The following is a 15174-nucleotide window of genomic DNA, read 5'->3' on the forward strand; positions in this document are numbered from 1 at the left end:
AAAAAAACAAGGCTGAAAATCAGCCTTGTTTTTCTATTTGAAAATTGGATTGGCACTAATAAATACGTTGTCTGAAGAAAGTGATCCGTCTGCAGAAACTTCATAAGCATGGGATAAACCAACGATACTTTGATTGTTGTAAAGCAAGTTTGCGTTATGAGCAGCGCTATCTTTCCACATAACCATAGCATTTACTGCTCCTGTATCTGAAAGGATCTCGTCAACGTAAAGGTAGAAACTATTGATATTTTCTCCTTTAGCACCGTAGCAGCCTAAACTTTCTAAGAGATCTTGGAAAGTACCGCCACCAGGTCGATAATGACTGAAGCTTACTTGTAATTCTTTTGCACGAATATCCGCAGCTTGTTGAACGATATCATTGAATTGCATTGGGGCAACGCCATTTTGTTGACGGTAGCTATTTAACCAAGCAAGTTCTTTTTGACGCACATAGTTGTTTAAATCACTTAGTGAGATATTTTTGTATTTGAAAGTGATCGTTCGATTTTGGTCAACATTATTGATTACACGTTGTCCATTTTTATCAACGGTAACAGATGAATCGTCATTTCTACACAAGAAGTAGTTTTGATCGGTCATATTTTTCCAAGAAGTAGAGAAACTATCTCCCTCGTAAACCGTTTGTGTTTCAGTAGATAAAACAGCGTTTGTGTCAACGTTTATATGGTTCACAGTGACGTTGTATTGATGAGTATAGGCAAAATTGATTCCTTGATTACTTGTAACGTTGTTTAAAGTCACAGTGTTGCTAGAGCTTTCTCTAGGATCAAGAACAAAACTAGTGAACGTAGGTGTTTCAATTGTGATGCTTTGTCCATAAACGACGGGATAACTCTTACTGTAATTATAGAGTTCTTGGATATTTGGATCAGTATCCGAGACTTTATTTGGACGAGCTTTCACTTCAACTAGAAAGACTTCATCATAGTAAAAAGTAAATGTGGTATTTGTGTTAATCGTTTGTGTTTGTGTTTCATTCCCATTTACTTGATACTGTGGTGCTTCAAAGTTAGTCAAGTCGGTTCTAGCTTTTGCAGTGTAACTTGTACCAGCTTTTACTGAGACATGTTCTTCTTTTAGCAGCGTTCCAGTTTGTCGATTCATATGACGGACAGTTACCGCATATTCTGAAGGTTTAGGTTTGTGTTGTAACCCTTTAAATGCAGAATCAAGACTATTTTTAGCATTATTTACTTGGGTTTGAGAAGCTTTAGAATCGTCTAGTACTTTTTTAGCATTGGATAAAGCAGTCTGAAAATTATTCCAAGATCCTTCTGTAAAATCTCCTTTAGCAGTTGATTTTACTTGGTTGTACAAGGCTTGTAATTCCGTTTTGTTCACAGTAGGAGCTGGTTTTTTCTTTAATCCCTTGTAAGCAGAATCTAATGTGTTTTTGGCACTATCCACTTGTTTTTGAGTCGCTTTTGAGTCATTTAACACTTTTTTAGCATTGTTTAAAGCGGTTTGGAATGCGTTCCAGGTATTGTCGGTATAGTCACCTTTTTTAGTTCCCTTAACGCTCGTATACAGAGCTTCTAAAGCTGATTTATTCACTTTGGGTTTAGAGGTGTCAGCGCCATACCAACCAATTCCTTCTTATTTCCAGCCATAGTCTTTGGTTAACCATTGTACTTCTTTCCAACTTGCAGTGTAGTGATGCGAACCAGAGGTGACACCTGGAAGGAAAAGGCGGTAGATCGGTTTATTATTTTTTTCGGCAGAACGCCATGCAGGCCCTTCATAAGTCCAACCGTAATTTTTGGTCAACCATTTCACTTCATCCCAACTAGCTGTGTAATGGTGATCACGAAGGCCTTTATTGTATAAACGATAGACAAGGTGGCCACCGCTAGTCGGTGCTTCCCAAGCGGGGCCTTCATAATTACCCCACTTAATCTTCACTAGGTGATCACGTTCTTTTGTGCTAGAGGTGTAAAAATGTTCATGGTTATTTGGATTATAAAGGCGATACATGACGTTAGTTGAAGCAGCGTCAGCAGATCCAGCAAGAGCAAGTGTGGCAGCAAATGTTCCAATAGCTATAACAGTTTTTGGGTTTAATAATTTCATGTTTTCAACTCCTATTAAATGATTAAATATTTTGTTTACATTCATAATGTACCACGGTGTACCGATGTAGTCAACGGTATACCGTGGAAATTTTGAAATAAAAAAGCCGTCCTATGAAAAGTGTAAGGATGGCTGTTTATATGCTATGAAGAAATGGATTCGGCGTATTTGGTTAGTTTGGCAGCATTATCAAATCGCATTTTTTCAATCGCACTTTTTTTCTTTATTAAATCTGCAATTGTTGATTCTGCGACTGAAGAATGTTTGCTAATTTCATATGCTGTCTTGCCAGTTTCAAATAGTAACCATTCGATTTTCTCTTTATCAGCGTACATTGCAATGCTCCCTCTTGATTTTTTCTTTATTATAGCTCTTTTTTGTAATAAATCACAATATCAAGAGAAAAAGTTTCTATAGAAAGGTGGGAAATTATGAGTATCCGTTCCCCGTGTATCAAAATGAGATTTGTTGCTACTTTCGTTATTTGATATACTAAAAATAAACAACGAAAGAAGGAATAAAATGAAGAAAAAGCAACTATGGTTTGTCTCTATGTTTGCAATATTTTTTATTATTTTAAGTGGATGTTCAAGTAATAAGAAATCGGAAGCTAAAGAAAATAATAGTTTATTGCAACCAGGAACTGTTTGGAAAAGAGAACTAGCTGGAAATTGGTATAAACTTAAAATAATTGATGATACTACTTGGGAATATTCTGAAGAAATGAATCCCGAACCTGTACAGGTAAGTGTAGAAAAACAAAAAGATTATCAAGGATTAGAGAGATATAAAGTAGTAGATTCTGCAGGTGTTAGCGAATTTATCAATAAACCAGATTATCTCTTTGTTGTTGTTCCTTATGAGAAGGATGGCGTACAAAAAATGATTTTGCTCGGATCTAGTAAGGATGAAAAGCGAACGAAAGAGAAATTGATTCATGATGGATCACAATCCAATAAATATAAGTTACAAAAGACTAGCGAGTGATTGCTAGTCTTTTTATTTATCCTAAAGGAGGAATCACAGTGGCAAAAGCTAAAACACCATTTGAAAAAGCCGCGTCTAAAATCTTAGAACGTCGTGGTGTTTCTGAAACACAGTGGAAACAAGAAGTCCTTGAAAAAGCACAATTTGACCTATTACGGGGAAAAGACAAGGACTTAGAAGGATATATCTATCAACGTGAACGTGAAAAACTTGTTTTCGATGAAATTATTAAACACTAAAAGGAGCGAACAATTTTATGTTTGAATCAATTACAATGAATTTTTTAACACAACCGAAAGTAGTAGCTGCAGTTGATATTTTTAGAGCATTACAAACTGCAGCAACTAGTTTCAAAAATAATATGATGATTTTTGCGGCTGCTGCTGCCGTTGCCTCCATTGTTCTTGGGGGTGTTTTCTTCTTATTTGGCCGAAGAGGCGCTGAAAATGGGAAGATGCACGTAGGTTATGTATTGATGGGGGTAGGAATTATTTTAGCTGCTGGTTCTATTGTGCTTTCGTTATTTGGAATGTTTGGTCAAACGCCACAAGGAATTTAAAAACAAAATGAAGGAGTAAAAAGTAGCATTTACTTTTTACTCCTTTTTTATGAAAGGAGAATATTCATGTACTTTACGATTGCAGGCAATACCAAAACAGATAAAGAGTTAATAAAAAAAGCAACGAAGGAAGTAGGAAAGCGTACTTCTTTTTTACCGAAAACAATTAAATATTCTGTCATTGAAACGGAAGAACAGCTACATGTGTTAGGGAAAGTACTGGAACAAGAAAGTCAATCTTCTGTTAAGTTGACTCTCACGTTACATGACACAGAGGGAAAAATAGAGAAAGCTGGTACAGAATACGTTTTTGGGCCGCTGGATTATCAAATTTCAGAAGGTTTCTATCCTACCTTGATGGATTTAATCCGCCTGGATGTGTTTAAAGAAACGGATGAAACCATGAGTGTGGAAGAGTCTTATCGTAACGAGAAACTTCTACAAGTTTTAGAAGAAGAGTTAGAGACCGACCAAAGAAAAGTTAGTCAAGTGAGTGAAGTCGAAGCAAACGAAGAAGTACCATGGGAACGCCCAATCTTTCCAAAGGATGAATCAAAAGAAAAAGAGAAAGGTATTGCTGACGAACAAGTTGACATTTCGACTCATAAATCGATATTTGAGGAAGAGAACGAGGTGATGGGTCAATTGGAGGTAGATCCTTTTGAAGAAACAATGGAGGATGAAGAGACGGCCGAAGTAGAAATTGATCCAGTTGAAGCTAATGAAGAGCCAACATGGACTGAAGGGGATTCTCAGGAATATATTGAACCACTTATCAGTGAAGAAGTAGAGAAAAACGAAACAGAGATACAAAAGGCAACTGTATTTGATTATATTTTGGATCAATATCCGCCAGAGCATGAATGGATGAAAGAAAAAAATAAATTATTTTTAAATGAGCTTTATTCGAAATATAAATTACCCCAAACCTATCAAGCATTTCTAGAGAGTAAAGAAGAATTGATATCACAGGGTAAAGGCACACTTTTAGAACAGTTAGAGTCTGTCCAATCAACAAATTGGCATGAGCTTGCACAAGAAGATTTATTAGCTACTTTTGAAGAACGTCAACAGGAAACAGATCAAGAAATAAATGAGTATGCGACTGAACAGTCGTCGAATTGGGAGAGAGCAAAAGAGGAACTAAATAAAGAAGAACAACGAGTGATTGAAGAAGAAGTACAAAAAATCAAAGAGCGGTACGAAAAGAAACGCGACAATGCTTATTCCTTGTGTGTAGAAAAGATCAACAATTTTACTAAGACGAATCAAGAAGCGCTATCAAAAGAAAAAGAAAACTTGTTAAAAGAACGTATAAGAGAACGAAAAGAAGAATTTTACCGAGGTTTGCGTACAGATAAGCTAAGGATTAGCAAAGAATTAAATGAGCAACTGAATAAGCTATCTCAAACAACGACTGAAGTTCTTATGGAAAAACATGAGCAGATCCAGCAAGAATTACAAGTACAAATTTTAAAATGGAAAAAAGAGTATGAAATTCAACAACAAGAATTGAAAGAACAAGAAGAAAAACAACGGCAAAAAGAAAAAGAGCGTGAACAATTAGAAATAAAAAAACGTGAACAGGATCTTGCTGAACAAAAAATGGCGATAGAAAAGCAACGGTTAGAGCAAGAAAAGGAAAAAGAAGCAGCTGCTCGTAAGGAACGTCAAGAACAAATGGATACATTGCGACAAGCACAGTTAAATTATCTAGCACAACCTCAACCAACGCCTTCAATAGCTGCTGTTCAAACGCCAGTGAACAATCAAACTCCTTCACCACAGCGTTCCTTTAACGGATGGATGGTGGGATGTATTGCAAGTTTAAGCTTGCTTCTAGGTGGAGGAACAGTATTTGCTTTTAATCATATCAATCAATCTTCACAGGCAGATTCTGTAGCCACAACGGCGTCAATCAAGGAAGAAGCCCAGGAACAAGCAAGAAAAGAGTATGAACAACAATTGGAAGAATTATTGAATCGTACCAATCAGTCAACAACAGAGTCAAGTATGGAAAACAGCAAAGAGAGTGATCCTAGTAAGGCTAAAGAAGGATCAAGCGATTCAACTGTACAATCAAACACTTCCGAAAGTTCAGAATCAAATGAGGTGAAATAATGCGTGTTAGAGAAACAACGAAACGAAAAGACAAACCTTTTAATCTAGAAAAAAAGAAATATCTATCACATTTTTATCGCTATGCACCAGCAGGTGAAAGATTACCAGGCAAGCATGATAAGCGAATCAAACAAAAAATAATGTATAGTGGTTTAGTCTATCTCCCTTTAGATTATTTAGTGACAAGAATACCTGAAGCTTTCAGTCGATTTGAAATCATTCAAGGAAGCTTACTCAGTCGATTTGAAATCATTCAAGGAAGCTCACAAGGAATGAATCTTTTTCAGATACAGAAAATACCGCAGATTTTTCATTTTGATTCAGCTGGTTTTTGGAATCCTTTGACCCCAACAACAAGTTTAGGTACACGATTAGTTGTTTCCACCATTTGCGTTGTTCCAGCTGTTCTTATGGGATTGAAAATGGATATGTGGTTTCGTCCGTTAGCCGATGGACAAAAAGGGGATAATCGGTTAATGACGCTAAAAGAAATCCAACAGATCTATCCTCAGATACCGGATACGAAAGGTTCTTTTCCTGGATATGGTGGAATTCCTATCACTCACTATAAAAAGTACTGGTATATCCAAACGGATACCGTCAATACCTGTATTATTGGTACTTCTCGATCAGGGAAAGGGCAGATTGAAGTATTAGCGACTATTGATAATTTATCTCGTGCAGAAAAACAAAGTTCATTGGTCGTCAATGATCCTAAAAATGAGTTGTACGTAGCCAGCAAAGACGAATTAGAAGCCAGAGGCTATGATGTTTATGCTTATAATCTAACTGAACCGTTACAGTCAATGAGTGATAATCCTTTGGCTTTAATTGTGAAATATTGGCAACGAGGAGACGTGGATACCGCTACGCAACTAGCGAATACATTTACAAATACGATTTATTATGACGCGAATGCTTCTGATAATAAATATTTCAACGAAAATGCGCAAAAAGCTGTCAATGCGCTTATTTTTGCGTTGTTAGAACAAGCGGATCAAACAGGGGATTACACCAAATTAACACCAAATAATCTCGTTGAACTACTTTCAGAAATTGGTGGATTCAATTATCAAGATCCTACTAATGAATTTAAGCAACTCAATGCTTTAGATGAGTTTATGAATCAGTTGCCACCTGGAAATCTAGCAAAAAAACAATATGGAGCAACGAAAATTGGATCTGATAAAGCAAAAGGAAATATTTTATCGACGGCAATTACAGGATTGAACCCATTTACCTTAACGAAAATTGCGAAAATGACTTCTCAATCAACCATTGATTATAAATCGGTTGGTTTTCCCAAATATTTAGATTTGAAATTACACGAAAGTCTATTAAATCAACGTATTGGTGTAGAGTTCTATCATGATGGAAAAAAATTTCATGAAGAACGTGTCAAAGTAGGTTATAAAGGATTTTGTGAAATTAATTTTGACTGTCATTTAGAGCAAGGGGATCAAGTTTGCTTAAAATATGATCACCAGGGAAAAGAATATGTGGCCTGGTATGAGTTCTCTCAAAAAGTATTGAAAGATGAAAAGGGAAAAATCGTCTATCGAAAAAAACGAGGAGAAACTCATTTGCCAGAATGGGAAAAAGAAGCGATTCTCAAACTGGATGAAAGTAAAAGTAACTTACTAGTAGAGTCTATTCGGATGCATTATACCGATAAACCAATGGCTATTTTTATGTTAACACCTGATTATGATCCATCTAATCATATCATTGTTAGCATTTTTCTTAGTCAGTTGTATAAAGAATTATCCACACAATGTGTTAAGACTAAAGGTGATAAATGTCACCGTAGAATTCATTTCATTTTAGATGAATTTGGAAATATGCCACCTATGGACAACATGGAAGGAATCATGACGGTTACGGCAGGTCGTAATATGTTATGGGATCTGTTTATTCAATCATATAAACAACTACGTGCGAAATATGGTGAAGATAATGCAGATATCATCAAAGAAAATTGTCAAACACATATCTATATTATGTCTTCAAATACAGATACGATTGAAGAATTTTCTCAAAATGTCGGCAACAAAACAGTGGAACAAGAAAATAGTACGATCAATGCTTTGGGAATGAACACACATATCAATCGTAATGTTGATTCAGATCGTATTTTGCCTCCCGAACGAATTAGGAGTCTTTTAAAAGGAGAGACCATTGTCCTTGCACCGTTAAAGCGTGAAGATCTTAAAGGAAACAAGATAAGACCCTATCCTATTTTTAATTCTGAAAAAACAAATAGTCCTTATGCTTATCAGTATCTTGAAGATTTCGACACCTTAGGACGAACCATTCATGATATCGATATTTATTGTACTCACGCAGATCTCGATTTAAAGGCATTACAGATTGATTATGATTATTTCTTACCAGATGAAGATGCTAGAAATCTCTATCATGGACTGCATGAACAATTGGAAGAAAAAATCGAAGAAAATATGTTTTATAAAATCGTTCAATCTCTTGAAAATGAGACGGCCAAAAAATTGTTAATTCAATTTTACGAAGAACAAGCAACGGATCGTCTTCAAGAATATGTTGAAAAGTTGATCAAGAATCAAGAAATTTCAGAAATGATTGGAAAACGATTGTTATTGGAAGCTGAAAAGGCGGTGAAAGAATGATTATAGGAGGAATATTTTCCGGCATTGCCGACTGGTGGTCAGGCTTATTTGGGGATGGGGATGCAGATCCCAAAACCGTAACGAAAGTCTTACAAGATTATGGTAATTATCTGCAGTATCAAGATGTATTCAGTTGGATTTGTAATACTTTTCTATGGGGTTTGATTAAAGGGTTATATAATCTCAATACTTTACTAGAAAAAACAATTTATCAAAGCTTTGATTTAAAAGACTTATTGAACGCCGCTGGTGTTAATGAACTGTTTCAAAGTTTGATTAGTAAGGTATTGGCTCTTTTTTGTGTCGTCACATTAATTTATTTAGGCTTGAAATTTTTTATGAGTAAACATCCACCAAAAATCAAAAATATCTTGGTTAATCTATTTATGGCCATGATTTTGATTTTTGGTGGTAGTTCTTTAATCGATGAAGGGCTAAATATTAGTAAAAACTTTTACGGAGACGTGACTGCAGCAAATAAAGCGGATAAATCTGGCTCACCTGCTTTTCAAATTATTCAAAATAATGTGATTGATGTGAGTACGCTACTAGAAACTGATCCGAATAAAGTAGAATCCCTACCAACAGATAAAAGAAATGCTCTCACGGCGAAAAACTTTAAAACAGCAAATATTAATTCAGTGATTATTCCTAAGGAAGCCGCTAAGATGGCGGATGAAGATAAGAGCGGGCTATCAGATATACAAAAGGATCGGCTAAGAGCGTTACAATATCGATTAGAACTAGATGATAATGGGAAAGAAATCCCTGTAGAGATTAGTGATGAGGGGTTAGCAAAATATGTGTATACTTCAGGCTATCGCCGATACATTAGTAGTCCAGGTATTATTTTAGCTGGTGAATCTTCTTTGTCGGTTGCCTATTTATTTATCTTGTTTACGATTGTTACTTGCATTATTGAGCTAGTATTTAAAAAATTCTATTTAGTAATTGCCGCGTCAACGGACTTTGAGACAGGACAACGGATGAAAAGTGCTATAGAAGATATTTCTCAATCCTTCTTGTTATTGGCGTTTACGATTTTAGAATTACGAATCTATACATTGATGCTTTCGGGTATTGGTGATTTGCACGCAGCAGGCAAGATCAACGGATTTTTGTATGTTGTCGCTTTGATTGTACTAACCATTGCGCTATTCAAAGGCTCTCAATCAGTTACGAAAATTTTCGGCGTTGATACGAGTCTGAAAAACGGCAGTAATTCTCTTCTTAGCATGTTTGCCTTAGGAAATATTGCGAAAAATGTGGGTAGTGGGGCTAAAAACCTTGCAAGTGCTGGTAAGAGTGGTTTAAGCAATTTAAATGATATTCGTAAAAATGGATTTGGCAATCGAAAAGATGTTACTCCTGATAACGGGGAAGAACAACCAGACGATAAAGTGCCAACTGTGCCAAATAGTAAGAAAACAGTTTCGGAAATGTTTGGGAAAGCGAAGAATGGTGTTTCTAAAGCCGCAGAAGGTCTTGGTTACGTCAATGAACGTGGGTTAAAAGGAACAGCTGAAGATCTTACAGAAAAAGCCAAAGACACCTTAGAAGAGAAATTAGACGGCACGAGAGCTAAAGAATTGGCTGAAGCTGTGAAGAATCCATCCGAAGCGCTAGAAAAACAAAAAGAAAAAGCTTCAGAAGTCAAAGAAGGACTAAAAGATGCGTATGGTGAAGGACAAGTCAATGCAGCAGTGAAGGCAAATACAACAAGTGAAAAAGAAAATCAAGAAGGTGCAGCGATTCCTTCAGCCAAAGATCACCAAGATGAGTTACATTCTAACGAAAATTCGATCGGAGAAAAAGATTCAGAAGAAGGACAACATGGTCAGTTACCAAAAACCGATCCAGAACAATATCGTTATAAATCTAACATTAATTCTGAAAACGAAAAACGCATTTCAGATTTACCAAAACGAAATCAAGAAGTACAAACGGATGAGGATTCCATCGATTTGCCAAATGATAATGGAATCGAAGTTGGAACTGAAAAATCAACGAAAGTTGGTTTGCCTAAGGCAGAAAACTTACCAACGAAAGATAGTCGTTTGAATCAATTCAAAGAGAATGATCAAAGCTTTGTTCACCAATCAACTGCAGGTACTGTTCAAATGAAACCAAGTCGTTTGCCTGAAAATGGGAATTTGACAACTGTTTCTTACAATTTATCTGAAAGTGGTGAGACAGAGAATGCGTCCGTTCAAAATATTGTGACAAGAGAAGCTGCACCAGAACCTATTCAAAACGTTCATAAAGGTTACAAGCCAGCAAATGTGGCATTTACTGCACCAACAAAAATAAATGTGACAAGAGAAACTAAAAACAGGAACAATGAATTGAAAGAACAACTATTGAGGGATATCAAACAGGATATCAAACCATAAAAGGCCTACAAGTTAGGCCTTTTTTCTATGTATGAAAAGGAGAAATCATTTATGGATAAATATATTAACATGAAAAATCCTCCAAGATTTAGTGGGGAATGGAAGTTTTTCGCCTTTTTCTTTTTAGATCTATTAACGCTTGGTGGTTGCTTTTTTTGGGCGAAAATAGTCAATAATCTTGTCCACTTACCACTCTTTTTTGCACTCTTGAATTATGGCTTATGGATTGCGATAGCTCTAGTGATTGTTTGGCGACCCTATAATAACCCAGGTCAACGACAAATTTTTGCGATTATCGAATCTATTTTCTTTACGGATAAGAACCACTATCATGCGTTAGATCCCAACCGAAATTATCATGGTACGTATAAGGAGGATGAATAAATGCGAGTCAAAGGACAAAATTCAGTTGATAAGAAATCTATTTTGCAGTTTGGAAAACCAGAAGAACGATCTATCTTGGATTTATTTCCTTATAAATCCTGTACAGAAGAGGGAGTCTTAGTTACTAAAGAAGATCATTTTCAACGTTATTATCGTGTAGTTTCTACAGACGTGGAAGGATTAAACGAACAAGAGAAACTAGAACGAATGAATCAGTTGACCACCGTCATGCGTACGTATGTGCCAACAATTAAGTTAGTTAGTTTGACCACAGAGACGGATCTAACGGAACAAATCGTGCAAAAGCGGCAGTTATTAGATAAAAATCGTATGGAACAATCCTTAGGAAGAAATCTACAGCGATTAAGAAAATATGAAAAGAAATTAGTAGAGGAAATCCAGGAATTGAAACGAGCAGAACAAGAACGTCCTGACTTAAGCTTCTTTTTCATCATTGAAGGAAAGACAATCAAGGATTTACAAACCAGAAACCGTCAGTTAATGCGATCTAGTGGCATTTTAGGGTTAAAACCACTCTACAAAAAAGAATTGATCAAGATTCTTTATCGAATGAATAATATGAATGATGAGTAGGAATGGAGAAGAGAGAATGAAATATCTGTTGATATGGTTAGAAAAAGATGTTCCGAAGGAAGAGACCACTAGAAAATTTCCTCACACTTTAAGCCTGGGTAAGTTGGGAAAAGGGCAATCTTTTAACCAAGTAAAGAATCAAACAAGAAGAGGTGACTGTACATGTTAGAAGCGATTAAAACAGCTTTTTCACCACAAAATGATCAAAAAGTACTTGATCCATTAAAGCAACTAGAAAATCGGGAAATAGAAATTTTAAAATCCAAAGGGTATGATTTAGATTTTTTAAAACAAGTGATGCCACAAGGTGGATTAAATTTCGATGAAGAGTATGTGACCTATGGAAATGGTTATTCACGGTGTGTGACAGTTTATCACTACACAAAAAATCCTACTCTTTTTTGGTTGGCCAATCTCATGAACAATCCTCATACAGTGGCCACACTCGATGTTAGCACAGATGAAAAACAAAAAGTGATTGATCAAATCAATCGTGCTTTAGATGAATTAAATGATCGATCTGATAATGAACGAAAAGCGACTGACCGAAATAAAAGCGCAGAAGAATACCTGGAACTAGCAGAATATGCTCGAAAATTGACTTCTAATGGGGAAATTTCTAAGCAAGTCAAAGTGAGAGTACATGTTTACGGAAATACGATTCAAGAAGTAGATGAACGAGCGCAGGAACTGATTGAAAATTTAAAAGGGATGGATTATCGTGCAGTGACCTATCTGCACAAAACGAAAAGAGATTGGCAATCGATGTTTACCATGTTCGATGAACAAGCTGAATGGTTCGGAAATATCAAAGGGCAATCACTACCATCGTTAAACATTGGCGGAGGTTTCCCGTTCCACCACCAAACGCTAAAAGATCCAGGAGGTACACAATATGGGGAAACCATGACAGGCGGCCCATTTGTCTGGAATGCGACGTATAAAAATAGTGTACGGTTGTCTACTAATACATTGCTTCTAGGAATGATGGGAGCTGGTAAATCGACCGTTCTTAAAATGATCGCGGAAGCCCATTTAGCTGCAGGAGACTTTATTTGGGGCTTTGAAAAGGGAAAAGACTTTATTCCTTTCTTAAAGGAATATAACGGTATTATGGTGCGTTTAGACGGATCTGACGGGATGATCAATCCTTTAGAGATATTTGCCACACGAACGTATGATGAAGCATCCAGTTTATATGACGATGGATCAGTCAAAGATTTGAAGATCAATGAAGCAGCGTCCTATCAAACGCACTTAGACAAAGTGGTCTATCAGGTACAGTTAGTGAGTCCTCAGCTAAAAGGAACGATGAAAGCAGAATTTAAGACCTACTTAAATCGTTTTTATGAAGAGTATGGAACAGTACCACGCGGCTTTACTTCCTCAAATTCGCGTTCAAATACTGATACGCAAGTCACAGGTAAAGATCCAGAAGCTTATCCGACGTTCAAAGAATTTTTAGACTTTTTAGGACAACTGGAATTACCAGGTGCTTCCCAAGAGAAAAAGAATCGAAAAGAAGAAATGGAATCCATCGTAGAATCCTTATGTGAGACGTATGGCATGATTTTTGATGGTCATAGTACGATTCGACACCTTGACCAACAACAGTTGGTCTTTTTTGACATTGACTCTATTACAGGCTTAGATCGAGGGGTACAACAATGTCAAATGTACATGGCTATGACGTTGATTTGGAATCAGGCATTGATTCAAGGAAGAAGACAACGACGTTTAATTAAAGAAAAACAAATGGAAGAACAAGACTTCAAACGCTTCTTGGCGATGATTGATGAGTGCCATAATGCGATTAATCCAGATTTTATTGAAACGGTAAATTATGTCACAAACTTTCAACGAGAAATGCGTAAAGTAGAAGCAATGACTGTTTTAGCTACACAATCCCCACAAGAAATGGTGCCAGAAAATATGTCTTCTGATAACTTCTCGAAACTGAAGAAAGTCTTTGAATTTTCTTCTACGAAGATCTTTATGCGTATGGATGAATCTATTTTACGTCATATAGAAGGATTAGTTGGTAAATCAATGACGAACTCAGAATTAGAATCCATTCCTCAACAAAATCAAGGAGACGCTGTGATCAATTTTGGCTCAAAAGAAACCATTCGTGTTCATTTTAGTCCGAACAAACGTCAATTAAAATTGTTTGATGGAGGAAAATAATGGAAAACCAAAATGAAAGTTTAATCAAGCAGTATGTTAAGCGTCGTGCAAAGCGACGCTTATTTTTGTGGTTGTTTGGTACTTCTGCAGGTTTGATTACTATTTTGATCACTGTGTTCGTGACCCTTTTTCTAATACTTGCGGCGGGTTCGATTGATAATTCTGATTCAGATTCAAGTAGTGGTGGCGAAGCTTTTACAGGAGAATATTCGGAAGGATTACCCATTTATAAAGAAATCAAAGGAAGAGGCCCTTTTTCCGATGAGATTGCGCAATATGCTGTAGGTGCAGCAGTGAAATATAAATTATTACCAAGTGTGATTCTTTCGCAATACGGTTATGAATCAGCGTTTGGTACGTCGGCGTCCGCAAGAAATGATCTCAACTATTTTGGGATTACTTGGTTTGATGGTTGTCTGTTTCCTAAAGGAACTGCACGAGGAATTGGTGGCATTGAAGGGGGCTGGTACATGAAGTTTCCCAACTCAAAAGCTGCATTCTCCTATTACGGCTTTATGGTAGCCACACAATCAAATTTTAATGCATGTGTAGGAAATAAAAGCCCTGGCGCAAGCTTATTGATCTTAGGACGAGGTGGTTATGCCACTGCAGGAATTACTGAAGATAGTCCGTATTATACAGGTTGTATGTCAATTATCACTTCTAATAAATTAACCGAATATGATGAATTCGCGATGAAACATTGGGGTGAAGGTGGTAATGATAATGGCACAATTACTGGTGAATGGACGAATCCATTCCCTGGCAGCAGTTTAGATAAAAGTACCTTCAGCGGTGGTCAATTATTTGGAACAAATCCAGGCGGTGAATTCCGTCCGAATGGCTTCCATGATGGATTAGATTTTGGTTCAGTTGATCATCCAGGAAGTGAAATTCACGCGGTGCATGGAGGAAAAGTCGTGTACGTTGGCAATCCTGGTATTTCAGGTTTAGGTGCTTGTGTGATCGTGATTAATTACGACGGGTTGAATATGGTATATCAAGAATTTGCGAATAGTACAGGAAATTCTCGTGTGAAGGTTGGAGATCAGGTGAAAGTTGGTCAAGTAATCGGGATCCGAGATACAGCACACTTGCATTTAGGTTTCACTCGAATGGATTGGCGTCAAGCACAAGGACACGCATTCACAGATGATGGTACATGGATTGATCCATTACCATTTTTGAATAGCAGCAAAAAATAGATCAGGAG

11 protein-coding genes and 1 pseudogene are annotated in these 15174 nt (G+C 36.6%); 10 read left to right on the forward strand and 2 right to left on the reverse strand.

Annotated elements, in window-relative coordinates; all coding sequences use genetic code 11:
* Positions 1–33: 33 nt before the first annotated feature.
* A pseudogene (locus tag IGJ53_RS14265) lies at positions 34–2091 on the reverse strand (CAP domain-containing protein).
* A gap of 143 nt (positions 2092–2234) precedes the next feature.
* Entirely contained in the window at positions 2235–2426 is a 192-nt protein-coding gene (locus IGJ53_RS14270) for a hypothetical protein (RefSeq protein ID WP_002300033.1), read from the reverse strand.
* A 187-nt stretch (positions 2427–2613) separates the two neighbouring features.
* Here IGJ53_RS14270 and IGJ53_RS14275 point away from each other — a divergent pair, with 187 nt between their 5' ends.
* The 10 genes from IGJ53_RS14275 to IGJ53_RS14320 all read left to right on the forward strand — a co-directional run bounded on the left by IGJ53_RS14275 (position 2614) and on the right by IGJ53_RS14320 (position 15166).
* Positions 2614–3078 carry a hypothetical protein gene (locus IGJ53_RS14275; protein WP_259741901.1) on the forward strand — a complete coding sequence of 155 codons (465 nt, stop codon included), beginning with the start codon at positions 2614–2616 and terminating at the stop codon, positions 3076–3078.
* Positions 3075–3317 carry a DUF5415 family protein gene (locus IGJ53_RS14280; protein ID WP_201064696.1) on the forward strand — a complete coding sequence of 81 codons (243 nt, stop codon included), beginning with the start codon at positions 3075–3077 and terminating at the stop codon, positions 3315–3317. The genes IGJ53_RS14275 and IGJ53_RS14280 overlap by 4 nt, the downstream gene beginning before the upstream one ends.
* Before the next feature lie 17 nt (positions 3318–3334).
* On the forward strand, positions 3335–3637 hold the full coding sequence (locus tag IGJ53_RS14285; RefSeq protein ID WP_149558425.1) for a hypothetical protein: 303 nt from the start codon (positions 3335–3337) through the stop codon (positions 3635–3637).
* Positions 3638–3703: 66 nt separating this feature from the next.
* Positions 3704–5758 (forward strand): hypothetical protein, encoded by a 2055-nt coding sequence (locus tag IGJ53_RS14290; protein WP_259741902.1) that lies wholly within the window; start codon positions 3704–3706, stop codon positions 5756–5758.
* Positions 5758–8403: a VirD4-like conjugal transfer protein, CD1115 family gene (locus IGJ53_RS14295; protein ID WP_259741903.1), complete on the forward strand. Its 2646-nt coding sequence runs from the start codon at positions 5758–5760 to the stop codon at positions 8401–8403. The genes IGJ53_RS14290 and IGJ53_RS14295 overlap by 1 nt, the downstream gene beginning before the upstream one ends.
* Positions 8400–10796: a pLS20_p028 family conjugation system transmembrane protein gene (locus IGJ53_RS14300; protein ID WP_259741904.1), complete on the forward strand. Its 2397-nt coding sequence runs from the start codon at positions 8400–8402 to the stop codon at positions 10794–10796. Before IGJ53_RS14295 ends, IGJ53_RS14300 begins: the two co-directional genes overlap by 4 nt.
* 51 nt (positions 10797–10847) lie before the next feature.
* The gene (locus IGJ53_RS14305) at positions 10848–11180 is read left to right on the forward strand and encodes a hypothetical protein (protein WP_002295656.1); all 333 of its coding nucleotides are present in this window, start codon (positions 10848–10850) and stop codon (positions 11178–11180) included.
* Positions 11181–11774: a hypothetical protein gene (locus tag IGJ53_RS14310; protein ID WP_002328349.1), complete on the forward strand. Its 594-nt coding sequence runs from the start codon at positions 11181–11183 to the stop codon at positions 11772–11774.
* Between the two features lie 162 nt (positions 11775–11936).
* A complete protein-coding gene (locus tag IGJ53_RS14315) occupies positions 11937–13961 on the forward strand; it encodes a VirB4 family type IV secretion system protein (RefSeq protein WP_438750566.1) in 2025 nt (674 codons plus the stop codon).
* The gene (locus tag IGJ53_RS14320) at positions 13961–15166 is read left to right on the forward strand and encodes a glucosaminidase domain-containing protein (protein WP_201064687.1); all 1206 of its coding nucleotides are present in this window, start codon (positions 13961–13963) and stop codon (positions 15164–15166) included. The genes IGJ53_RS14315 and IGJ53_RS14320 overlap by 1 nt, the downstream gene beginning before the upstream one ends.
* The last annotated feature ends 8 nt before the right edge of the window (positions 15167–15174 follow it).

It is taken from the genome of Enterococcus sp. DIV1283b, assembly GCF_051710965.1.
In the GTDB taxonomy this organism is placed as follows: Bacteria; Bacillota; Bacilli; order Lactobacillales; family Enterococcaceae; genus Enterococcus_B; species Enterococcus_B lactis.